This window comes from Ferrimonas sp. YIN67 (assembly GCF_057219095.1).
Map to the genome: position 1 here is coordinate 427154 of NZ_JBXVVJ010000002.1, position 21374 is coordinate 448527.

Sequence of the window (21374 nt, forward strand, 5' to 3'; positions counted from 1 at the left end):
TCAAACGCGCTGCCTGGTATCAAGGATCCGATAATCGACTGGGCAAAAGGACGAAATTGGCGAATTCGCTCATGCCAGGGCTAACCCAGTAGTAATGGCCTCTATGGGGAAGTTAGCCGCAAGAACTTGTGCTTACACCAACCCTTGCATAGCTTGTAGGGACAACCTCTCGACGGGATCACCATGGATCACCTCTCCCCTGTCATGACACTCAGTCTTATCGGGCTGTTGTCCCTTCTGTGTCAGTGGCTGGCGTTTCGGTTCAAAATTCCCGCGATCCTGCCGCTTCTGCTCACTGGACTACTGCTGGGTCCCATCACGGGCAGTCTGGATCCTGAGCGCCTGCTAGGCGATCTGCTCTTTCCCATCGTCTCTCTCGCTGTTGCCGTGATCCTGTTTGAAGGCAGTCTCACGCTCAAATTCTCAGATTTAAAAGAGCAAAGCCGCATGGTCCGTAACCTGGTCCTGCCGGGGATGCTGATCACCTTGGTCCTGGGAGGACTCGCCGCCCATCTTATCCTCGATCTCAGGCCCGGAGTCGCTGCACTGCTTGGTGCTCTGGTGGTAGTGACCGGCCCCACGGTGATCGCTCCCCTGCTGCGAAGCATTCGAGCAACGCCCAAGCTGGCTACCATCTTGCACTGGGAAGGGATCCTGATCGATCCCATCGGTGCCCTGATGGCCGTGCTGGTGTTCGAATATCTGGTGGCCAGTCAATCCGAGGCATGGCAGATCTTTGCCATGACCGTAACCGCCGGTTTGGTCATTGGCGCCTTGGCCGGAAGCATGCTGGCCCAGGCCCTGCGTCGTCGTTGGCTACCCCGCTATCTGGAAACCGTGGGCACCTTGCTCTTTATGCTGGCGGCGTTTGGCTTCAGTAATGAGGTGATGCACGAGTCTGGTCTGCTGACGGTCACCGTCATGGGGATCTGGCTGGCCAACAGTAAAGAGCTGGATCTCCAACCCATCATAGAATTTAAGGAGACCCTTTCCATTCTACTGATCTCAGCACTCTTTATTTTACTTGCCGCCCGCCTGACGGCCGATGATATCGCCATGCTCGACTGGCGTGCGGGACTCTGGCTTGCCGTCCTGCTGCTGATCGCTCGGCCCGTCGCCGTCTGGCTGTGTGCCCTGGGCAGTGATACAACCTGGAAGGAACGCCTCATGATCGGCTGGATCGCCCCTCGAGGGATCGTGGCCGCCGCAGTATCGGCTCTGTTTGCACTGAAACTTGAGCACCGTGGCGTTCAAGGCGCAGACGCCCTGGTTTCTCTGGTCTTTATGGTGATCGTCACGACCGTGGTGCTGCAAAGCGTATTAACCGGTCCCCTGCTGCGCCTGCTGAAGTTGCAGGCACCAGACCGTAATGGCTTCCTCATCTTCGGCGCGAACCCCTTTGCCATAGCCGTAGCCGAAGCCCTTAATAGAGTGGAAGTGCCCGTACTGCTGTCGGACACCAACTGGGATAACCTCAGTGCAGCCCGGATGAAAGGCTTGCCCGTGTACTATGGTAATCCAGTGTCCGAACACGCCGATACGGCCATGGATCTCTCCCTGATCCGGCGGGTATTGATCCTCTCCCCCTATCGTCAGCTCAACACGGAAGTGGCGTTTCATTACCAGGATCTGTTTGGCGAGGATAAGGTCTACCGGTTGCCGGAACCCGGCCGGGAAAAGAGTGCGCGTAAGATCAGCCGAGACCGTCACCAAAAGCTCTTTGGTGACGGGATCAGCTACGCCAGTTTACTCGGGATCATCCGGGATCAGGGTCAGATCAAGACCACCCGTCTGACCGACAGCTTTACCTGGGAGCAGTATCAGCAGGAAAACCCAAAGGCCGTGATCCTGTTTGCCCGCACTAACAAAGGCAAACTGCGCACCTATACCGCACAGGCGCCCTTCCGGCCCGAGACGGGCTGGGAGGTGCTGGCACTGAGTCCAGCCGAGGATCCAACCAGTGGCGATCCATAGCAGGCTCTTGGGGACAAGCGTACCCCACAGCGAATTAGCACCCGCAGGGATCAGACCGGGTTGGGCGTATCAACAAACTGCACATCCAAGCCGTGCTCCTTCGCCAGGTACTCCCCCAGCGCCCGGATCCCGCCGCGCTCCGTCGCATGATGGCCTGCGGCAAAATAGTCGATCCCCTGCTCTACCGCACTATGGTAAGTCCGCTCAGAGACTTCACCGGAAATAAAAGCATCGATCCCAGCTGCCGCCACCTCGTCAAGATAATCCTGCGCACCACCGGTGCACCAGGCTAACGTACGGATCGGCCGTTCATGTCCGGCTATATGCAGCGGTGTACGATTCAGGGCCACACCAATCCTCTGAGCCAATTGGCTTCCGGTCATCGGCTCGCTCAGTTCGCCTCGCAGTACCAGACAGGTCTCATTGCCCTCTTCCAGCGCACGCACGTTTGTTACCCCAAGAAGATGTCCCAGTTGCACGTTATTGCCAAACTCTGGGTGGATATCCAATGGCAGGTGGTAGCCGATTAGGTTGATATCATGGGTCAGAAGCGCCTTCAACCGGCGCTGCTTCATCCCTGTGATCACCGCCGACTCCCCCTTCCAAAAATACCCATGATGCACCAACAGGGCATCGGCGCCCGCCGCCACCGCCGCATCAACCGCATGTTGGTCGGCGGTGACGGCGGTGACGATCTTCTCAACGCGGGTCTTTCCTTCTACCTGTAAACCGTTCGGGGCATAGTCTTTGACCAGCCAGGGCTTAAGCAGAGTGTCCAGGGTGTGCAGCAGGGTTTCTCTTTGCATGGTAGTCCTTCAATTTAAAACAGCTCATTGCCTGTCTTACGACCATTAAAATGAGCATCAATGTTATCCAGGGTGGTCTGGGCAATCTCGGTAAGGGCCTCTCGGGTGAAGTAGCCTTGATGGCCCGTAACCAAGACATTGGGGTAACTGAGCAGCAAGCCAAATACGTCATCGTGAAGCACCCGGTCGGACAGATCTCGGAAAAAGATCTCACCTTCCAACTCATACACATCCAGACCGAGATAACCGATCTTACCCTGTTTCATGCCATCCAGGGCAGCCTGTGCATGAACCAGCGCCCCCCGTGAGGTGTTGATCAACATCACCCCGGTTCGCATCATTGCAATGCTCTCTTTGTTGATCAGGTGATAGGTACTCTCCGTCAAAGGACAATGCAATGAGATCACATCCGACTCTCGATAGAGGGTCGGTAGGTCGACGTACTCGGCCAATGCGGCAGCCGCGTCATTTGGATAGGGATCGTGGCATACCAATCGGCAACCAAAGCCGCTTAACGCCCGCAGCGTCGCCAAACCTATCTTACCTGTGCCAACCACCCCGACCGTTGCCTGCTGAAGATTGAAGCCCATCAGGCCATCGAGATCGAAGTTGTGCTCCTTTACCCGGTTATACGCCTTATTGATCTTACGATTGAGTGCGAGGATCATCGCAATGGCGTGTTCGGCGACCGACTCAGGGGAATAGCTGGGTACTCTTGCCACCTGTATCCCCAGTCGCTGCGCGATCGATAAATCGACATTATTGAAGCCTGCGCAGCGCAGGGCGATCACACTGACGCCATGCTTAAGCAAGCTTTCCAACACAGACTCATCCACTAAGTCATTGACAAAACAGGATACTCCATCAAAACCTTCCACCAGTTTCACTGTCTCCCGCTTTAGTCTGTGCTCAAAATAGACCAGCTCAAACCGGGCAGGCGTATTGGCCAGCTCGAGGTACTCACGGTCATAACTTTTCGTGGAAAATACGGCAATACGCTTCATGCTCTCTCCCATCACTCATCGGAATCGAAGGCGTGCTTAAGGCACCTGGGTATCCTTGATCCAAGTGCGCAATGCTCAATATCAAAAAGCGTAACGAATCTTCACGGATCCGGGAGGTTTTTGGCGTCAAAAGTCCAGCGTCAGATCGCCGCCATATGACCCAGTCCACGACCAGACCCAGTTTGCTGCAGAAACCATCAGGTTAAGTTGAACCAAGCTGGCCATCCGAGTATTATTGCGCGCTGATATTTCAAGCAATCATGATCTGTCCGATGTCTAAACTGAACAAGGAAGAGGTGATCGCGCAGTTCACTGCCGCGTACCTCGCCAAGAACGGCCAAGAGCCGCAAATTGAACAAAATGGCAGCTGGTTTAAAGTCGACGGTGGCAAATCCGTTCGTCTGGGCGCATTGGCCGATATGACCGCAGACCTGGCAGGCAATGCCCCAGAGCAAGCCCAAGCCAAGCCGGAAGTTAAAGCCAAGAAAAAAGCCGAGGCCCCTAAGCCTGCAGCAAAGGCCACTAAGCCAAAAGCGGTTGTTCGCTCCAGCAATGGCGGCTTCACCGCCAAGCAACTCTGGGCCCAAAAAGTGGCCAAGGGTGGCAAACTGCCCCGCGGTTTCTAGGCTGCACTAAGCTGTAAGAACGCCGACCCAAAAGGGTCGGCTTTTTTATGCCTGATACACTTAGACCATTAAAACATCCCATCCTCAGGGATCTGCATTGGCTGCTTACCACTCCTCCCCTGATCGAGAGTGTTCCCCTCTATGTCGGCAGTGACGACCTGGCGGAGTTTTCGGCCCCCGTATTGTTCCAGCTTCAGAGGCTAGAACACCGGCTCGATCTTCTGCTCCCTTATCTTGCCCAACATGGGCGGCTGGGTCGCTACTATGAGCGGCTCTGGCAACTGGCGCTCAGTCTGCATCCAGACTACAAGCTGGTCGCACAAGATTGGGGGGTCAAAAAGGACAAGCGAACGATGGGCGCACTGGATCTCTTAGTCCAGCACAAACCCAGTGGCAGCATTGAGCACTGGGAACTGGCCACTAAGTTCTACTTAGGGAGAGGAGATACCAGGGAGCCAACACAGTGGCAGGGACCCGGAAAAAAGGATCACCTCTCCAGCAAGCTCAAAAGGCTCGAACAGCACCAACTTCCCCTGGCCAAGAGCGCCGAAGCAGATCGACAGCTGAAACAGCAAGGCTGGCAGATCGATCGACAAAGGATCATGCTGCAAGGACGCCTCTATCTACCCTATGCGGGTGCTCCCCTGCCAGACCGTATCCACCCAAAAGCCCCAACCGGTCTCTGGCTCAATCCCCGCCAATTGCCCCAAGGTAACTGGCGACAACTTTCCCGATTTGATTGGTTGGCAGGTCGTCCTATCAAGGTACTGCCCCATTACCAACCACAACCACTGACTTGGCCCGTCCACCTGATCAACGCCGATACGACAATCAGGGTATTTCTCGTCCCCAACGACTGGTGAGACAGGAGCTTGCTCGTATCCGACGACAGGTTGATCAGAAGCAGCCAGCAACGAACGAAAAAGGGGAACCCTGACGGGTTCCCCTTTCTCTGGATAATTAAGCGTATTGCTTACTTAGCCAGGGCTTCTTTCGCTTTCTCGACCAGAGCAGCAAATACTACTTTGTCGAATACGGCGATATCAGCCAGGATCTTGCGATCGATCTCAACAGAAGCTTTCTTCAGACCGTTGATAAAACGGCTGTAAGACATGCCATTCTGACGAGCAGCAGCGTTAATACGGGCGATCCACAGCTGACGGAACACGCGCTTTTTCTGGCGACGGTCACGGTAAGCGTATTGACCAGCCTTGGTAACGGCTTGGAATGCTACACGATAGATACGGCTACGGGCACCGTAGTAGCCTTTAGCTTGCTTGAGAACTTTCTTGTGACGAGCACGAGCGGTCACACCGCGTTTTACACGAGCCATTGTTTACTCTCCTAACCAATCAATTAAGCGTACGGCAGCATGCGCTGTACTTGGGCCACGTCGCTCTTAGCAACCATCATGCCTTTACGCAGATGACGCTTACGCTTGGTGGATTTCTTGGTCAGAATGTGACGCAGGTGCGACTGCTTGCGCTTAAAGCCATTCGCAGTCTTTTTAAAACGCTTAGCAGCGCCTTTGTTTGCTTTCATCTTCGGCATTGGAAGAAACTCCGCATTGTTAAATGAATGAACTGCAAGGCGAACAAAGCCAGCCGAGACAAGCCCGGCTGCCTTTATTACTTGTATGCCTTACTGTTTCTTTTTCGGTGCGAGGACCATAATGGCCTGACGCCCTTCCATTTTCGGGAAGGCTTCCACCTGGGCCAGCTCTGCCACATCGTCTTTAATACGATTCAGCAGGTCGAAACCCAGTTGTTGGTGCGCCATTTCGCGACCGCGGAAACGCAGTGTTACTTTCACTTTGTCACCGCTTTCCAAGAAGCGAGTCAGGTTGCGTAGTTTTACCTGATAGTCGCCTACATCAGTTCCAGGACGGAATTTAACTTCCTTAACCTGGATCTGCTTGGTCTTCTTGCGCTGCTCGTTGGCAGCCTTACTCTTTTCGTACAAGAATTTACCGTAATCCATAATGCGGCAGACTGGTGGCTCGGCATTCGGACTGATCTCAACGAGATCCATATCCGCACCTGCAGCCATCTTCAGTGCGACATCCAGAGTTTGGATACCGGCCTGCTCACCCGCGGCATTGATCAGACGTACTTCTTGAGCACGGATCTCACCGTTGATACGGTTGCGGTCCTTATTTACAGGACCTTGCTTTCTTCCGCCTTTAATCGCTTATTCCTCCAGCATATTAAGACTACGGGTGGTGATCTCTTTGGACACCGCATCGGCAAACTGCTCGATGCTCATCTTGCCCAGATCCACCCCATTTCTTGTACGAATCGCGATCTCGCCGTTTTCCATCTCCTGATCACCACAGACCAGCAGATACGGCACACGCTTCAAAGTGTGTTCGCGGATTTTAAAGCCAATCTTCTCGTTTCTCAAGTCCGCTTTGGCTCTAATGCCACGGTCATTGAGTGTTTCGACGACTTTTTGTACATAATCCGCTTGGTTATCAGTAATATTCATTACCTGAACCTGGGTCGGAGCGAGCCAGGTAGGCAACTTACCGGCAAACTCTTCGATCAGGATACCAATGAAACGCTCCAGCGACCCCAGGATCGCCCGGTGGATCATCACAGGTACCTTACGGCTATTGTCTTCCGCCACATAGCTCACATCCAGGCGCTCAGGCTGAGGCATGGAGAAATCCAGCTGAATGGTGCCACACTGCCAGGCGCGGTCCAGGCAGTCGTGCAGGGTAAACTCGATCTTGGGACCGTAGAAAGCCCCTTCACCCGGTTGCAGCTCGTAGGTCAGGCCATTGGCTTCCAACGCGTCGGCAAGAGATTGCTCAGACTTGTCCCACAGGGCGTCGTCACCAATGCGCTGCTCAGGGCGGGTGGACAGCTTCACTTCGATCTCTTCGAAACCAAAGGTCTTGTAGGTGTCGTACACCATCTTGATACAGCTGGTCACCTCATCGAGGATCTGCTCTTCGGTACAAAATACGTGGGCATCGTCCTGAGTGAAGGAGCGAACACGCATCAGACCATGCAGAGAGCCCGACGGCTCGTTACGATGCACCAGACCAAACTCCGCCATACGGTAAGGCAGATCCCGGTAGGATTTGAGACCCTGCTTGAAGATCTGCAGATGACCTGGACAGTTCATCGGCTTCACCGCATAGGTGCGTTTCTCAGACTCGGTGGCGAAGATCATCTCGGAGTACTTGTCCCAGTGACCGGAACGCTCCCACATCACCTTGTCCATCACCAGCGGCGTACGCACCTCTTCGTAATCGAATTTGTGCAACTGCTTGCGCATGTAGCCTTCCAGCTCCTGATAGATGGTCCAGCCATCGTTGTGCCAGAACACCATGCCCGGCGCTTCTTCCTGCCAGTGGAACAGATCCAGCGCCTTACCGATCTTACGGTGATCGCGCTTGGCCGCTTCCGCCAGGCGGTTCAGGTGGGCCTTCAACTGCTTCTTATCAGCCCAGGCGGTACCGTAAATACGCTGCAGCATCTTGTTGTCGGAGTCACCACGCCAGTAGGCACCGGCCACGCTCATCAGTTTGAAGTGATGGCAGTGACGCATGTTTGGCACGTGCGGGCCACGGCACATGTCGACATACTCTTCGTGATGGTACAGACCGGGACGATCATCCTTACTGATGTTTTCGTCCAGGATCTCCATCTTGTAGGTTTCACCACGGGCCTCAAAGGTATCCCGCGCTTCCTGCCAGCTGACGGTCTTCTTGATCACATCGTAGTTTTTCTTGGCCAGTTCCAGCATGCGCTTTTCCAGCACTACCAGATCTTCGTCGGTCAGACGATGCTCCAAATCGATGTCGTAGTAGAAGCCATTGTCGATCACCGGACCGATGGCCATCTTGGTGTCCGGCCACAACTGCTTGATGGCGTGACCCAGCAGGTGTGCACAGGAGTGACGAATAAACTCCAGGCCCTCTTCATCACGGGTGGTGATGATGGCCAGCTCGGCATCGTTTTCGATCAGTTCACAGGCGTCCACCAGCTCACCGTTGACGCGCCCGGCCAGGCAGGCTTTCGCCAGCCCTGGACCAATATCCATGGCGACATCCATTACGGATACGGCGTTATCAAATTGACGTTGGCTACCGTCAGGAAGGGTAATGATTGGCATAGTAACTCCATCAGTGGTGACCCACACCAAGGGCCACATGAGTGTAATTTTATGAATTGAAAACCGTTTGGATGCTTGGCCTTACGAGAGCTAAGTCTGCACAAACGGACCACAAAGTGTATCGGCGAACGGCGACAGGTACAAGGACAATGACAGCGGCTGTGCTCGCAACCAAACTCCCTCGCGCTAGGCCACTCGGTATCGAGTCAGTGCATAGCTGAAATAGAGGACGGAGGCGACCATGATCACATAGGGCAGGCCTTCGGATCCCACACCCTGCATGGCCAGGCCGATCCCCAAAACTCCCAGGGTCCCGCCTCCCATATCCATTAAAGAGTAGGCGGCATTTACACCCACCATCTGAGATTGCCGATAGCGTTGGGACAGTATGGTCAGAGCGATGGAATAAACGGATGCGGTTGCGCCTCCCCAGAGAAACAGCAGGAGCGCGGCTTGAGGGAACTCATAGATCACGATGGGCAGGAAGGTACAAAAGGTCAGGGAGACAAAGGTGTTGGTGAAGAGCACCAGGCGCAGGTCGAAAAATCCCGACAGCCAGGCATAGACCGGCTCAAGCAGGATACAACCCAGCATAAAGGCCGCCAGCAGAAGGGAAGACTCATACAGAGGCATGCCGTTACGCAGGCCATAAAGGGTGATGAAGGCGGCCACACCATAATTAACCACTCCGGCATTGGCCACGGCACCAAACACACCGGCGGACTGAATCAGGTAACCGGTCAAGGGCTCCGCCTTGCTATTGGCCACCGGGACCTTGGGACGGGAGGCGACAAAGAGCACTCCGGCTAACACAGAGATCACCAGTGAGCACCACAACACACGGTGATCGGGCAGAGTCCAATGGGTGCCAAGCAGAGTGAGCTGGGCAGGCTGTGAGGTTAACCACTCGATGATCAGAGGCCCACCACTGTACCCCAGGGAGCACATCACGCCGAACCCGGCATTGATCAGCGTCTGGTAGCGCCCCAGTCTTTGGGTAGAGATCAGCAGTTGCAGGGCGATAACCATCAGGTAGGCCCCTATCCCATGAATAAAGACCAGCCCCAACCAGCTGGTCAGTCGAACCGATTCGACCGGCTCGGCACCGGCATTCCCCAACTCAGCCCCCCCCATATGCCAGGAGAGCGAGTAGAGCGCACCGGCACGTAACAGCAGCGCTACGGTGATGGCCCACAACAAGCCTCCTCGACGCAGCAGCCAAACCAAAGAGAGACAGATGATCAACGCCGCCAGGGTTTCCCCGGCCAGTACCAGGCCGATCTGGGCGGAATAGAATCCCAGTCCCTCCATGGTCACGGGAAAGAGCACTGTGTTGATCCCCATGGACAGGGACAAAAGCAAGGTGGCAGCCAGGGCAACCGCCACCTGACCGCCACGCCGAGTCACCAGGGTGGGTGCTACTGCCACTTCAGCCATGTTCAGCCTCCTGGACCACCAGTTCCTGGTGCAAGGCCAGACGTTTGCGGTTGATCACCAGGGCAAAGCGCCTTAAAAACCAGACTATGCAACCAACCAGGTAGGCAACAAAGACCAGACAGATAAAGGCTCTGGTGGCAGCCGTCTTGATGGGCTGAAGACGCGCCAGATAACGATCGGCGCTCATATCGACACCGACGATCCCGACAAACTCCCCATCACTGGTATAAAAGGGGGCATAGGCGCTGATAAAGGATCCCCACTCATCGGTAAACACCCCGGTTGTCATCGCCCGTTGCTCCCGCAACGCCGTCCACATCTCAGGTGCCGCTTCGGGATAGGGCTCCATAATATGGGACTTCATCTCCCGGTCCGGGTTGTTCGGAGAGAGGATCCCGGCCGGCCAGGGATCCAGCACATAGTGGACCTGCCCCGCTCGAAGGATCACGGTATAGATGAAGCGCAGGCTGCACCCATTGCCGTCGTCGAACATCTGCTCAAATCGGCTCAGTGGCTGATCACAGCTCTCCAATAAGGCTCTGGCCATGGGCCGGATCGCCGCCTGATACGCAGCCGTCTGCTCCTGCTCGGGCAACTGAAACTGATCATGGGAGTCACCATCAACCAGGGTTGCAATCACCTTGGCCTGACGCAACATCCCCTCCCGGATCTCCTCCTTTTCCGCATTGAGCGCATGATGAAGGATGAAATAGGTGGTGATCAGGGTCACCAGCAGGATCCCGCTGCCCACCAGGATCCCCTCCAGCAGAGGGCGCATCCGATAGGCTCGTACGATGCGATGATCTTGCTCTATTTCAACCGATGATACGTTCACTGAAACGTCCTCTTAAACAGTGGTTGGACGCCATCGATGCCGCGTAGGCACCGGCATTGAGCAGCACCATGGCGCTTCCCACGGGGATCTCGCCCAGATCTGCCCCCTCATACCAGATATCCAGGGCTTCATTGATATTGCCAGCAACACAGGTTGGTCGTCCGGTTGCTTTGCCCCGACAGGCAGGGAGCGGGTAACAGATCCTCTGGTAGAACGCCGGCTCTACCGCCAGGTTGAACCCGCCGTTAAGAGTAATAAAGTCGACGCCTCCCTTGTGCTCCACGCCGATCACCTCAAGGATCAAAACCCCCGCATCCCGCACCAGGTACTCACCGGGCTCAAACAACAGCTCCACGCCTAACGGGCCCCAGATCTTATCGATCTCCCGGGCCCAACGGTCCAGATCCAGAGGAGCGTCCCCCGCCTGCAAGGGGATCCCAAGTCCCCCACCCAGGTTGACCTGGCGCAGTTCGGGACAGGTTTGCGCCAATTGGGCCAAACATCGCTGGGCATGGAGCCAGGCACTGAGATCCTCCCCCTGCATGCCACAGCCAACATGCATATGCAGGCGCTCGACCACCAGTTCATGGCGGCGCGCCAGGCGCAGCGCCTCCTCAAGTTGATCCGGGTAGATCCCAAACTTGGTGGGACGAGGGCCACTGTACTGGAGCTTACTGTTGCCCTGCGCCCCGCCGGCAACGGCCGGGTTGATCCTCAGGCCGATCGCCCTGCCGGGGCAGGACTGACCGACAATGGGGATCTGACCCAGGCTATCGAGGTTGATCATCATCTCGGGGAGCCTGGCCATCCGCCTTAGCTCCTCAGGTGACATCAGGCCGGTCAAAGAGAGCTGCTTGGCACTGGCCGTGCACTCGAGCGCCAGACTCACCTCATTCGGCGAGCACAGGTCCAGCCCCAGTCCCAACGACAAGAGATGCCGCAAAACCAGGGGGTGGCGGTTGGCCTTTACCGCATAGAGCAATCGACTGGTGGGCCGGATCCCCGCCAGTGCCGCCTGCAGCCTGGTGACATTGGCTTCCATCCGGGCCAGGCTGTAGAGAAACAGGGGCGATGCCATCCCCTGTAGCCAAGACTCGACCGGACGGCCTCCAATCAACAGTTGCTCATTGTGATAATGCAGATCAGACCGCGCCCACCACGAATCGTCCATCCCTGCCCTCCTCAACCGTTTCCTCGATTGCCTCCAACCGTCCCAGGATCCGGCCCCGACACTTCGACGTTCCACAGGTGCAATCAAATTGCTTAAACAGCACATCCTCGGTCGCGGCATAATCCAACGTCAGGGGATCGCCCGGCAGGATGGGGCGACAGACGCTCACCTGCCCCGTGCGGGGATCCAGTTGCAGATTAGGCTCACAGGAGTGCAGCAGGTATCCGCAGAAAAAGGGATCGCGAACATGTCCCCGCCCCTCCAGCTGAAGACTGTGTTGTGTGACGACGTTAGAGGGAATTCCCTGTAGTGTCGCGATCACCGCCCCATGGCTGATCGCCTTGCGGGCGACCATCCCCAACCTCACCCCGTCACCAAGATAAACCAGTGCAAAATCATCGGTGTTGGGAGAGATCCCTCCCGGGATCCTGTGATGTGTATCCAGAAAGTGATAGAAGTCCATTTCTCATTCCCGCCTAGTATTGAATCGAGATCAGTAGCCCCAGCATCAGGGTCAAGGGGTAAAGCCGGGCCGCCGCCTGATTCAATTGGGGCACCAGGTGGCCGGTTTTCTGATGGATCAGTGAATTCACCACAGTTACCACGGTAACCGCCCCTATATGCAGATAAGCCGTCATAAAGCAGCGATCCATAATCGTGGTATAGCCAATGTTTGGCAGTGCATTGCTGGCGGTGATATGCAGGGCGATGGCGGACAACATGGAACCTGCACACAAGGGGATCCGTGCCTCATGGCTGTCCAGCGGCAAGAAGAAAGCCAGATAGGTGATCACCAAAATTACCAATAACGGAAGGAGCGTCTTGGAGGCATAAGGCTTGGGATCCCGCGCCATCTCCATGGAAAAGGTTGCCTTGGCGTATTGCAACTCAGGACTGTCCGCCAGGATAGGAATGCCAAAATTGGTCTGATAACGCTCGGCACCCGTTTCCAGCTCGGCTCCGCCCAAGTGCCAACCATTGAGGATCAGGTGACCCGGGACCTGGCTCTGCTCATCGGCGACAAAGTGAGCCTGCTCCAGCAACAACTGAGAGGACTCCAATTCAATCTCAAAACGCTGGGCGTCGAACGGGTAACGCCGGAGATCCAGATCATAAATAAAATCGCCACTGCCCCGGTAAACCCGGTATTGCCAGCTCCCCGGCTCATCCCCTTCAGGACAGGGCACCCAGCCATCGGGTTGCTCTAAGGTACAACGCTGATCCGGAGCCGTTTCATCCACCAGGCTCACCGGTGACATTCGATTCATGAATTCAAAAGGCATGCTGTCGCCCAGATCGCTGGGCCAACGAAGCCACAAGTAGAAGTCGGCGTAGAAGCTGCGCTCCTGATCACGATGAGCCGACAGGCTTAACAGGTAGAGACCCACGTTAACCGGCGCCGCGCCGATTGGCGCCGGGCTCCCATCCACGGCCTTCACCGGATAATGCGCCTTGGCCTCCATTTCAGTGCGCAGAGGGATACTTTCAACCAAAAGCCCTAGGGCGATACTGGCCGCCAGCAGATACAGGCCGAGCATCAAGCCATTGGCTAGCGAGGGCAACAAGCCACGTTTTAGACTCGCCCGAAATTCGTTGCGGCGTACGGGGGATGAGGGGTCTTCGAGCGAGTCAGACTCGGGGAGTGAGTCTGCAACACCGGCATTGGAGGGCATAAACACAGATTCCTTCTCGTCCTGTTGAGAAATTTGCCAGGCTTCCTTGCCGTGGCCAGGAGTCAGGTGCAACCCAAAGACTGTCACGCTCCAATACAACCGCTTGCTCGTTCACGGCGCATGCCGGGCCGTGAAAGGCGCGATGAAGATGCGTCCAATGGGTTACGCCTAACGAGTAAAACTATGTTCAACTACTTGTATTTATTCAACTGTTGAGTGGACTGGGGATAGGCGTTAGCGGCGCACGATAAATCACTCTACCCTCCCTCTGGTGCTGAACACTCAGTCTGGGACCTGAGCTTTTTAGCTTGATCGGGATAGTATCGGTCCAGCAGGGCAAACAGGATCGCTGCACTCTTGGGATCCGCCTGACCGGTCATCCTATCGGCCACAAAGTGGGCCTGAAACGCGCGCCAAACGGCACTGAGTTGCACATGGTTTTGAGAAATCGCATCGGGTTCGGTCGTTCCCGGTGCCAGAGGTTGAGAAAACACATACCCATAGAGCGACAGGGCCTGAACTAGCACCTCCTCTGAAGGCATATTGTGCCGAAAGCACTGCCAATACCCCTGGGCCACCGCATCCTCATACCAGGCACCAAACCCCTGCTGGTACAACCACTGCCAGGGAAAACGTGGGCCGGGATCCTGCTTACGCCGCGGTGCGATGTCCGCATGGGCGAGGTAATGGGTCGGGGGGATCTTCGGATAGCGCTGCTGGATCTGGGTGAGCAGACGAACCAACAGCCCCAGTTGCTCAGGATCAAAATCCGGAAACAGGCAAAGCAGGTCGGTATCACCTTGTGCGGTAGTCACCATCCCCGACTGAACGTCTGCTCCCCGACGACAGTCGGGCTGATAGACCAGCTCGATACCGATGGAGGTGTCATTGAGGTTGCTGCGGTTGCCCCAATGGCTCACACCGGCATGCCAGGCGCGATCCCCTTCATCAACCAGCCGATAGATCTGCAGCGCAGATCCATGACTCGGATCATCGGCCTGAGGGATCAGGTAATGGGCACTGACCCCTCCACGCCCGGTCAACGCCTCGGCCGATTCGGCAAAGTCTCCGGCCGTATAGTGGATCACCACCGCTTTCACCCGCTGATCGAAATCAGGGCTGGGTAACTCCTTAACGGGCAGAGCGGAGCACCCCGCAAGAACCAGCGCAAGCACAACCTGAAGGCATGACAACATCCCTTTCCTACTTACTCGCGTCGCATTAAGCACCTCAACACCCGCTCATTCTGCTTCTCATCACTAGGCGCCACCTGTACATGGAGCCGAGGTGACAAAGACGCTGGCCAGTACAAGATCGGCGGCAACTCAATCGCTTGGTTGTGTGACCAACAAGAACCTAGGCTTAACGGATGGCGCTCAACCCTATATTCAAAGCCCTTGACCATCACCAAACGTGTCCCGACCTTGGTATTGACCGAGGGCACGGCGTCCGCTAACGACCCTTGACGGAGGCCATAAATGAATGCCTTCCTATCTGACACCGGGCGCATAGCGTGCGCCAGTACACAGGCCCTGCCCCGTACACCTGACGGTGAGATGCTCGGGACCAGCATGGAAACCCGTTCCCTCCTGGGCTTTACCTCGACCGCTTTGTCCTCGACCCTTACTGATTCAACCATAGCCCAAAGCTTGCGTTACCCATTAAATACTCGACAATTTCAGCTCGACTGGGCTCAGCCTTGGCATCATTTTTCCGGCTCCTCTGACACAAGGACTCGAGTGTGATAGCTGAAAATGGCGCCCCGTAACGGGGCACCCGAATCGAGGAGGGAACATCCCGTTACAGCAAACTCTTGGCGCTGGCCATCATCGCCTGCTTGACGCCGTCGATCGCTTTTTGCACCGCCGCTTTGCTGGCGATCTGCAAACTCAGCAGCTCCACCTTAAGAACCTCCCCTTCGCGTACTACTTCCGCCTGGAAGTCTGCTTCGTCAATCAGCCCCTCTTGCCGGGCTTTAAGCAGATTTTCCAGCGCGCTTTTATGCTGTCGAAAGCGCGCCTCGGCCTCGCCAATCAGGGGGATCCCGGCCTGCTCAATCGCATCACGTACCTCATTAAGCAGATCTTCCTTTATTTCGCTCATGCTGTTCTCCTTAGTCTGAGCTTTGCGGTTTGGCACTTTCGCCCTGAACGATCGCCAGGATCATCCTGTGGTACTGCTTGCGCCGGTTTTCTATGATGTAATCCGATACCGTGTTATCCCGTTGATGGGCTCGCGTATCCTGCTCCCACATGCTCTGCATCAGTTCGACCTGTTTTTGCGTCTCTTCATTGTCAGCTCGCGCCTTTTGGCGAAGATGCAAGGCGGCAATGTCACTGCCGCTCTGGATGTAGGCGGGGGCGTAGCGTTGAAACGGTCGGTCGTCGCTAGGCACCAACGACAGGCGCAGCCAAAAGCCATCGATCTTTCGGCCCAGTTGCACGATCTGCTCCAGGGTCATGGGATCTTGCTTATCGACCAACTGCATCGAACACGCCGAGGCCAGCAGTGCCACCGATAAGAGCAACAGATGACTCAGTTTCAGCTGTTTCATCATGCCACCTCCCTACCCCGGCAAACCCTGGATACGCTCCTGACGGACTTCATAACGAAAAGCAGTGACCAGTTCACCGCGAGCATCAAACAACTGGGCCGTATCGCCACGGTTATTCCACACAGGGCGGCCCGACTCGAAGGAGAACCCCCCGGTCGCCGGTTCGATCTTATTTGTGTACACCCTTACGCGGCTGCTGGGCGCCAGCTTCGCCCCTTGGGGGAATACGAACTCCTGATCTGGCCCGGCGCTGAGACGCCACTGGCTTAGATCGATCCAATGATCGGAGAAATTCACCAGTTCGCAGTACTCATCCGCTTCCCCCTGCTCGACACCATCGAAGGTGATCTCGGCAATGTCGACACAGCCCTGAGCCTTGCTGCCATACATATAGGCGCAGATCAGTTGACCCTCTGCATCAAACAAGCGCCCCTCGTCGCCGCGGATATTCCAGATCGGCGTGCTGCTTTGGAAACTGTATACGCCCCTAGCGGTGTGGATCTGAATGACCTCGCCGGGTGATAAAAAGCAGTTGCTGGGAAATTGAAAGTCCTGGCCGCGGCCCCCGGCATTGAGGCGCCAGCGGGACAGGTTGACCACCGCCGGCCCGCGATTTATCACCTCCGTGAACTCCTGCTCGATCCCCGCTTCACCGCAGTTGATGGTGTCGATTGCCACCATCCGGCTGGCGTGGATCACATTTGCCCGCCACCAGAGCGCAAAGTGGGGATCATAGCTGTCACCCAACCCCTCCTTGGCCAAGATCTGCTGGGCAGTATCCAGTACAGACTCGCTGATCCGTTTCAAGCGACGTTGGTCGTCATTGTATCGACCATGTTCCATGCTATCCCTCACGTGTCATCGGTTGCTTACATTGAGCCACCAAAAAATGGCTCGGAAGTCGTGCTGGCCGTCGAGTCGCCACCCCTTGACTTTCATTGCATATCTGAGCCCAAACATGTGTGGTTCTGAGTGAGTTGTAGCCTTACAGTTCAGGTCAGCTTTGTTCCACGACCGGGGTGTCCATATACGGTCAACTCAGTCCATTACTCCAGAGATTGCTTCGAGCTGCCCACTATTTGCTTCCCAATTATGAGTCTGAACGCAAGTGCCTCCACACTACTCATTGAGATATACCCAACCCCAAAGCGGTCCTTGAGCCAGCGCAAGGGTCGTGTCAGAAATAGTTGGATCCCTGACAAGTTGTCGTAAGATGAAAACATCACAACCGCCAAGGAACCGCCGATATGTGGAACGCCATCAGCCTGCAGATCTCCGATGCTCTGGGCCGGGATTTTAAGATCCAACACCGGGAAAGGATCACCGGAGGGGATATCCATCAGGCCTGGCATGTCAGGGATCATCACTGTGCCCTGTTCATCAAAACCAACCTGCGTGACAAGGTGGAGCTGTTTGAAACCGAGGCCCACGGCTTACGCTTGCTGGCCCAGTCTCCTGAATTGAAGATCCCGGAGGTGATCGCCGTTGGTGATTGTGCCGAAGGCTCGTTCCTTGCCCTGGAATTCCTCGAATTCAGTGGCGCTAACGACGCCCAGTGGTTCCGGTTTGGCCAGGCACTGGCGAGCCTGCACCGGGATCATTGCCAGTCCCAGTACGGGTTTGATGAAGACAACTATATCGGTACCACGGTACAACCCAATCGCTGGCAAAAAAATTGGGCGGAGTTTTTCGCCGAACAGCGTATTGGCTGGCAGCTCAAGCTCGCCCAGGAGAAGGGCCATCAACTGGGTAACATCGCCCTGTGGATCGACCGTTGTGCCACCGCACTGCAGGGACACCAGCCCGAACCTTCACTGCTGCACGGTGATCTGTGGCGAGGCAACCTCGCCTTTGTTGAGGGTTGCGGCAGCCTGTTCGATCCGGCGACCTATTATGGTGATCGGGAAACGGATCTCGCCATGACTGAACTCTTCTCTCCCCTGCCGACCGACTTTTACAAAGGCTATGATCTCGAGTGGCCGCTGGATCCCGGCTACGCCCGGCGTAAGGCGATCTACCAGCTTTACCACCTGCTCAATCACCTCAACCTGTTCGGCGGCAGCTATCTGCAGCAGTGCCAACGCCAGTTACAGGAGCTGTTCTGTGACTGAGAGCAGCGAAGCCAAGGTCGCCCTGATCACCGGCAGTGCCAAACGGATCGGGGCCGTGATCAACCGCACCCTGCACCGACGCGGCTACCGCATCCTGATCCATTGCCGTCACTCCCATGACGAAGCCCGAGCACTGTCGGACGAACTCAACGGGATCCGCCCCGACAGCGCCCGAGTGCTGGTTGCCGATCTCTCCCACTGGGAAGCCCCCCAGCAACTGGCCCAGGCAGCACTGGAACAGTGGCAACGGCTCGATCTGCTGGTCAACAATGCTTCCGCCTTCTATGCCACCCCCATCGGCGAGATCGATCAGCAGTCCTGGTACGCTCTGGTGGGCTCCAATATGCAGGCGCCTCTGCTACTGAGCCAGGCCGTTGCGCCCGCTTTACAACGGCACGGGGGCAGCATTATCAACCTGGTCGATCTCCATGCTCAAAGCCCATTAAAAGGGCATACACTGTACTGTATGGCGAAGGCTGCGCTGATCATGATGACGAAGTCCTTGGCGCTGGAGCTGGCTCCCAAAGTCCGTGTCAATGCCATTGCACCGGGGGCCATCCTATGGCCTGGCGATGATGGCGCAGACACATGGTCGGATGCACAACGACGGGTCCTGGCGCAGATCCCCCAGGCCCGCCTGGGAACCCCAGAGGAGATCGCCAACACCCTGTGCTTTCTGGCCGAAGAGGGACACTACATCACCGGGCAGGTATTGGCCGTCGATGGCGGCCGATCCCTTTCACCACTAGAGGGGGCCTAGCGCTCCTGGAGCGGGAACCATGAAACTGGGCAATAACCAACACAATGTTCTGTGCCCGCATTGCGGATTCCATACTCGGATCGAGGTGGACTCCAGTGACGGCGATCAGGAGTTTTATGAGGATTGCAGCGCCTGTTGCAGCCCCATCCATGTCCGGCTCCACATCGACGAGCAGCACCAGCAGGTGCAAGTATTTGTCGATGCGGATGACGAACAGAACTACTGAGCCTGGCGTTGAGCCAGCACCCGCTCCACCGTATCGACAATGGTCTGGGTCTGGCTGTCAATCTCAATATTGACCCGATCGCCCACCTGGCGATCTGACAAAGTGGTGATCGCCAAAGTTTCCGGGATCAGATGCAGATCAAAGCCATCATCGTAACAATCGCCAACGGTCAAGCTGCAGCCATCCACCGCCACAAAGCCCTTATGCAAGATATACTTCATCCATTGGGGCGACACCTTCAGGCGAAAACGGCAATTTGTTTCGCTCTGATCCCGTTCAATCAACTCGGCACAGGTATGGACGTGACCGGAAACCAGATGGCCGCCAATCTCCTTACCAAAAACCAGGGAGCGCTCAATGTTCACTTCACTCCCCAAGGCCAGCTCAGACAGGTTGGTTTTTTCCAGAGTTTCTCGCATCACATCGAAAAAAACCTTATTATTCTCAAGCTTTGTCACCGTCAGACAAACACCGTTATTGGCAACGCTTGCCCCGATCTCCAGTCCCTCCCTCAACCCCTCAGGTAACGCCACCCCATAGGTGCGCAGGCCGGGCTGATCGAACAACGCCACCACAGGCGCCTTAAGCTGAACAATGCCAGTAAACATACGTCTTCTCGTTTTACACTGAAATCTAAACCAATTGGCCGTACACCATGCATAACTCTGGCTACCAGATCAAGAAACTGGTCCAACTTGCCCTGCCCGTCCTTGCCGCTCAGGTCGCACAAACCATGATGGGCTTTATCGATACCGTGATGGCTGGCCAGATCAGCGCCGTCGACATGGCTGCCGTCGCGGTCGGTGCCAGCCTCTGGCTCCCGGTGATCCTGCTGTTTGCCGGGATCATTTGGGCCGTTCCCCCCTTGGTCTCCCACCTGCATGGCGCCCGCCAGGAGGAGAAGATCCGCCCGTTGATCCACCAGACCGGTTACCTGGCTCTTATCTGCGCGGCCATCGCCATGATGCTGTTGGCCAGTGCTGATCTGATCCTGGCCCGCATGGATCTCGAGCCGGAGCTGGAGCGTCTCTCCGTCGGCTACCTTGAAGCGGTCCTGTGGGGGGCTCCCGCTTTCCTGCTGTTCCAGGTGATGCGTGCCTTCACCGAGGGGATGTCCCACACCCTGCCCTCCATGGTGATCAGTTTTATCGGCCTGGCCATCAACATTCCAGCCAACTACATCTTCATCAATGGTCACTTTGGCATGCCTGCCATGGGGGGAGCCGGCTGTGGCGTGGCAACCGCTTTGGTATTCTGGGGCATGAGCCTCTGCATGGCGATTTACCTGCTGGCAAGCAAGCGCTTTGGCCCCTACAAGGTATTTAGCCAATTCAAACGGATCGATCTGCAGGCGCAAAAGCGGATCTGTCTGCTCGGCCTGCCGGTGGCACTGGCGGTGTTCTTTGAGGTCACCCTGTTCGCCTTCGTCGCCGTGATGGTCGCTCCTCTGGGCGCCATTGTGGTGGCCGGTCATCAGGTCGCGGCCAACTTCTCCAGCATCATCTTCATGCTGCCCCTCTCTATCGGCGTTGCCGTCACCATACGTATCGGCTACTACCTGGGGCGCAATGAGCCCCATATCGCCCGCATGGTCGCCAAGGTGGGCGTGCTGCTTGGGATCGGTGTGGCCCTGTTCACTGCGATCATTACAATCCTGTTTCGAGGCCCCATCGCCGATCTCTACACCAACGATACCGCGGTGATCGCCCTCGCCGTCCAATTGATGCTGCTGTGCGCCATCTACCAGATCTCCGACGGGATCCAGGTGGTGTCGACCGCCTGCCTGCGTGGCTACAAGGACACCATGCCGATCCTCTGGATCGCCCTGCTCTCCTACTGGGGGATCGGTATGACCGTGGGCTATGTGGTGGGTTTAACCGACTGGATCGTCCCAAGAATGGGGGCCCACGGCTTCTGGATCGGCTTTATCTCCGGACTCTCCAGTGCCGCCGTCCTGTTGCAATGGCGACTGCGCAAAGTGCAAGGGCGTTATGAAGCGGCCGCCACTTGAACACGACCTTCGGCCCCGGCGAGTTCCGGGGCCATCCAACAAAAAAGCCTGATCCGTCATC

Annotated in this window: 23 protein-coding genes; 7 read left to right on the plus strand and 16 right to left on the minus strand. The window is 56.3% G+C overall.

Annotation, left to right across the window (positions count from 1 at the left end):
- The first annotated feature begins 183 nt into the window (after nucleotides 1-183).
- The gene (locus tag AC2D8U_RS05545) at nucleotides 184-1974 is read left to right on the plus strand and encodes a cation:proton antiporter (RefSeq protein ID WP_484618060.1); all 1791 of its coding nucleotides are present in this window, start codon (nucleotides 184-186) and stop codon (nucleotides 1972-1974) included.
- 50 nt (nucleotides 1975-2024) lie between these two features.
- On the opposite strand, the gene AC2D8U_RS05550 is transcribed toward AC2D8U_RS05545, so the two are convergent.
- Nucleotides 2025-2780, minus strand: a complete 756-nt coding sequence (locus AC2D8U_RS05550; protein WP_484618061.1) for a Nif3-like dinuclear metal center hexameric protein — start codon at nucleotides 2778-2780, stop codon at nucleotides 2025-2027.
- Nucleotides 2781-2794: 14 nt separating this feature from the next.
- The gene (locus tag AC2D8U_RS05555) at nucleotides 2795-3784 is read right to left on the minus strand and encodes a 2-hydroxyacid dehydrogenase (protein WP_484618062.1); all 990 of its coding nucleotides are present in this window, start codon (nucleotides 3782-3784) and stop codon (nucleotides 2795-2797) included.
- Nucleotides 3785-4056: 272 nt separating this feature from the next.
- On the opposite strand from AC2D8U_RS05555, the gene AC2D8U_RS05560 reads away from it, so the two are divergent.
- Together AC2D8U_RS05560 and AC2D8U_RS05565 are read left to right on the plus strand one after the other, a co-directional pair.
- Nucleotides 4057-4410 (plus strand): hypothetical protein, encoded by a 354-nt coding sequence (locus AC2D8U_RS05560; protein ID WP_484618063.1) that lies wholly within the window; start codon nucleotides 4057-4059, stop codon nucleotides 4408-4410.
- Between the two features lie 47 nt (nucleotides 4411-4457).
- Nucleotides 4458-5273 carry a DUF1853 family protein gene (locus tag AC2D8U_RS05565; protein ID WP_484618064.1) on the plus strand — a complete coding sequence of 272 codons (816 nt, stop codon included), beginning with the start codon at nucleotides 4458-4460 and terminating at the stop codon, nucleotides 5271-5273.
- A 110-nt stretch (nucleotides 5274-5383) separates the two neighbouring features.
- Here the strand turns inward: AC2D8U_RS05565 and rplT are convergent, their stop codons facing one another.
- The 13 genes from rplT to AC2D8U_RS05630 all read right to left on the minus strand — a co-directional run bounded on the left by rplT (nucleotide 5384) and on the right by AC2D8U_RS05630 (nucleotide 17048).
- Nucleotides 5384-5743: a 50S ribosomal protein L20 gene (gene rplT, locus AC2D8U_RS05570; protein WP_222542804.1), complete on the minus strand. Its 360-nt coding sequence runs from the start codon at nucleotides 5741-5743 to the stop codon at nucleotides 5384-5386.
- Nucleotides 5744-5766: 23 nt separating this feature from the next.
- A complete protein-coding gene (rpmI, locus tag AC2D8U_RS05575) occupies nucleotides 5767-5961 on the minus strand; it encodes a 50S ribosomal protein L35 (RefSeq protein ID WP_484618065.1) in 195 nt (64 codons plus the stop codon).
- Nucleotides 5962-6051: 90 nt separating this feature from the next.
- Nucleotides 6052-6597, minus strand: coding sequence for a translation initiation factor IF-3 (gene infC / locus AC2D8U_RS05580; RefSeq protein ID WP_484618387.1), 546 nt, complete (start codon nucleotides 6595-6597; stop codon nucleotides 6052-6054).
- Between the two features lie 3 nt (nucleotides 6598-6600).
- On the minus strand, nucleotides 6601-8535 hold the full coding sequence (gene thrS / locus AC2D8U_RS05585; protein ID WP_484618066.1) for a threonine--tRNA ligase: 1935 nt from the start codon (nucleotides 8533-8535) through the stop codon (nucleotides 6601-6603).
- Nucleotides 8536-8721: 186 nt separating this feature from the next.
- Nucleotides 8722-9972: an MFS transporter gene (locus AC2D8U_RS05590; protein WP_484618067.1), complete on the minus strand. Its 1251-nt coding sequence runs from the start codon at nucleotides 9970-9972 to the stop codon at nucleotides 8722-8724.
- Complete coding sequence (locus AC2D8U_RS05595; protein WP_484618068.1) at nucleotides 9965-10807, minus strand: PDC sensor domain-containing protein; 843 nt, start codon at nucleotides 10805-10807, stop codon at nucleotides 9965-9967. Before AC2D8U_RS05595 ends, AC2D8U_RS05590 begins: the two co-directional genes overlap by 8 nt.
- Nucleotides 10788-11978 (minus strand): type III PLP-dependent enzyme domain-containing protein, encoded by a 1191-nt coding sequence (locus AC2D8U_RS05600; RefSeq protein WP_484618069.1) that lies wholly within the window; start codon nucleotides 11976-11978, stop codon nucleotides 10788-10790. The genes AC2D8U_RS05595 and AC2D8U_RS05600 overlap by 20 nt, the downstream gene beginning before the upstream one ends.
- Nucleotides 11950-12441, minus strand: a complete 492-nt coding sequence (locus AC2D8U_RS05605; protein WP_484618070.1) for an SET domain-containing protein — start codon at nucleotides 12439-12441, stop codon at nucleotides 11950-11952. Before AC2D8U_RS05605 ends, AC2D8U_RS05600 begins: the two co-directional genes overlap by 29 nt.
- Nucleotides 12442-12454: 13 nt before the next feature.
- Nucleotides 12455-13651 (minus strand): ligand-gated ion channel, encoded by a 1197-nt coding sequence (locus AC2D8U_RS05610; protein ID WP_484618071.1) that lies wholly within the window; start codon nucleotides 13649-13651, stop codon nucleotides 12455-12457.
- Between the two features lie 257 nt (nucleotides 13652-13908).
- Nucleotides 13909-14847, minus strand: a complete 939-nt coding sequence (locus tag AC2D8U_RS05615) for an N-acetylmuramoyl-L-alanine amidase (protein ID WP_484618072.1) — start codon at nucleotides 14845-14847, stop codon at nucleotides 13909-13911.
- Nucleotides 14848-15451: 604 nt separating this feature from the next.
- Nucleotides 15452-15754, minus strand: a complete 303-nt coding sequence (locus AC2D8U_RS05620; RefSeq protein WP_484618073.1) for a hypothetical protein — start codon at nucleotides 15752-15754, stop codon at nucleotides 15452-15454.
- 10 nt (nucleotides 15755-15764) lie between these two features.
- Entirely contained in the window at nucleotides 15765-16208 is a 444-nt protein-coding gene (locus AC2D8U_RS05625) for a hypothetical protein (protein WP_484618074.1), read from the minus strand.
- A gap of 9 nt (nucleotides 16209-16217) precedes the next feature.
- Nucleotides 16218-17048 (minus strand): lamin tail domain-containing protein, encoded by an 831-nt coding sequence (locus tag AC2D8U_RS05630; protein WP_484618075.1) that lies wholly within the window; start codon nucleotides 17046-17048, stop codon nucleotides 16218-16220.
- A 404-nt stretch (nucleotides 17049-17452) separates the two neighbouring features.
- Here AC2D8U_RS05630 and AC2D8U_RS05635 point away from each other — a divergent pair, with 404 nt between their 5' ends.
- Genes AC2D8U_RS05635 through AC2D8U_RS05645 form a run of 3 tightly spaced genes read left to right on the plus strand, consistent with a single transcriptional unit; the run spans nucleotide 17453 to nucleotide 19302 of the window.
- Nucleotides 17453-18316, plus strand: coding sequence for a fructosamine kinase family protein (locus AC2D8U_RS05635; RefSeq protein ID WP_484618076.1), 864 nt, complete (start codon nucleotides 17453-17455; stop codon nucleotides 18314-18316).
- Entirely contained in the window at nucleotides 18309-19076 is a 768-nt protein-coding gene (locus AC2D8U_RS05640) for a pteridine reductase (protein ID WP_484618077.1), read from the plus strand. The genes AC2D8U_RS05635 and AC2D8U_RS05640 overlap by 8 nt, the downstream gene beginning before the upstream one ends.
- A 19-nt stretch (nucleotides 19077-19095) precedes the next feature.
- Nucleotides 19096-19302: a CPXCG motif-containing cysteine-rich protein gene (locus AC2D8U_RS05645; protein ID WP_484618078.1), complete on the plus strand. Its 207-nt coding sequence runs from the start codon at nucleotides 19096-19098 to the stop codon at nucleotides 19300-19302.
- Here AC2D8U_RS05645 and AC2D8U_RS05650 read toward each other — a convergent pair.
- Entirely contained in the window at nucleotides 19296-19910 is a 615-nt protein-coding gene (locus tag AC2D8U_RS05650; RefSeq protein WP_484618079.1) for a riboflavin synthase subunit alpha, read from the minus strand. The two genes, AC2D8U_RS05645 and AC2D8U_RS05650, sit on opposite strands and share 7 nt — an antisense overlap.
- A 47-nt stretch (nucleotides 19911-19957) precedes the next feature.
- Here AC2D8U_RS05650 and AC2D8U_RS05655 point away from each other — a divergent pair, with 47 nt between their 5' ends.
- Complete coding sequence (locus AC2D8U_RS05655) at nucleotides 19958-21313, plus strand: MATE family efflux transporter (protein ID WP_484618080.1); 1356 nt, start codon at nucleotides 19958-19960, stop codon at nucleotides 21311-21313.
- Nucleotides 21314-21374 lie beyond the last annotated feature (61 nt).

What these genes read in the sequence shown, in the direction of transcription:
- AC2D8U_RS05545 (WP_484618060.1), top strand. Translation starts at nt 184, where the DNA reads ATGGATCACCTCTCCCCTGTCATGACACTCAGTCTTATCGGGCTGTTG.
- AC2D8U_RS05550 (WP_484618061.1), bottom strand. Translation starts at nt 2,780, where the DNA reads ATGCAAAGAGAAACCCTGCTGCACACCCTGGACACTCTGCTTAAGCCC.
- AC2D8U_RS05555 (WP_484618062.1), bottom strand. Translation starts at nt 3,784, where the DNA reads ATGAAGCGTATTGCCGTATTTTCCACGAAAAGTTATGACCGTGAGTAC.
- AC2D8U_RS05560 (WP_484618063.1), top strand. Translation starts at nt 4,057, where the DNA reads ATGTCTAAACTGAACAAGGAAGAGGTGATCGCGCAGTTCACTGCCGCG.
- AC2D8U_RS05565 (WP_484618064.1), top strand. Translation starts at nt 4,458, where the DNA reads ATGCCTGATACACTTAGACCATTAAAACATCCCATCCTCAGGGATCTG.
- rplT (WP_222542804.1), bottom strand. Translation starts at nt 5,743, where the DNA reads ATGGCTCGTGTAAAACGCGGTGTGACCGCTCGTGCTCGTCACAAGAAA.
- rpmI (WP_484618065.1), bottom strand. Translation starts at nt 5,961, where the DNA reads ATGCCGAAGATGAAAGCAAACAAAGGCGCTGCTAAGCGTTTTAAAAAG.
- thrS (WP_484618066.1), bottom strand. Translation starts at nt 8,535, where the DNA reads ATGCCAATCATTACCCTTCCTGACGGTAGCCAACGTCAATTTGATAAC.
- AC2D8U_RS05590 (WP_484618067.1), bottom strand. Translation starts at nt 9,972, where the DNA reads ATGGCTGAAGTGGCAGTAGCACCCACCCTGGTGACTCGGCGTGGCGGT.
- AC2D8U_RS05600 (WP_484618069.1), bottom strand. Translation starts at nt 11,978, where the DNA reads ATGGACGATTCGTGGTGGGCGCGGTCTGATCTGCATTATCACAATGAG.
- AC2D8U_RS05605 (WP_484618070.1), bottom strand. Translation starts at nt 12,441, where the DNA reads ATGGACTTCTATCACTTTCTGGATACACATCACAGGATCCCGGGAGGG.
- AC2D8U_RS05610 (WP_484618071.1), bottom strand. Translation starts at nt 13,651, where the DNA reads ATGCCCTCCAATGCCGGTGTTGCAGACTCACTCCCCGAGTCTGACTCG.
- AC2D8U_RS05615 (WP_484618072.1), bottom strand. Translation starts at nt 14,847, where the DNA reads ATGTTGTCATGCCTTCAGGTTGTGCTTGCGCTGGTTCTTGCGGGGTGC.
- AC2D8U_RS05620 (WP_484618073.1), bottom strand. Translation starts at nt 15,754, where the DNA reads ATGAGCGAAATAAAGGAAGATCTGCTTAATGAGGTACGTGATGCGATT.
- AC2D8U_RS05625 (WP_484618074.1), bottom strand. Translation starts at nt 16,208, where the DNA reads ATGATGAAACAGCTGAAACTGAGTCATCTGTTGCTCTTATCGGTGGCA.
- AC2D8U_RS05630 (WP_484618075.1), bottom strand. Translation starts at nt 17,048, where the DNA reads ATGGAACATGGTCGATACAATGACGACCAACGTCGCTTGAAACGGATC.
- AC2D8U_RS05635 (WP_484618076.1), top strand. Translation starts at nt 17,453, where the DNA reads ATGTGGAACGCCATCAGCCTGCAGATCTCCGATGCTCTGGGCCGGGAT.
- AC2D8U_RS05645 (WP_484618078.1), top strand. Translation starts at nt 19,096, where the DNA reads ATGAAACTGGGCAATAACCAACACAATGTTCTGTGCCCGCATTGCGGA.
- AC2D8U_RS05650 (WP_484618079.1), bottom strand. Translation starts at nt 19,910, where the DNA reads ATGTTTACTGGCATTGTTCAGCTTAAGGCGCCTGTGGTGGCGTTGTTC.
- AC2D8U_RS05655 (WP_484618080.1), top strand. Translation starts at nt 19,958, where the DNA reads ATGCATAACTCTGGCTACCAGATCAAGAAACTGGTCCAACTTGCCCTG.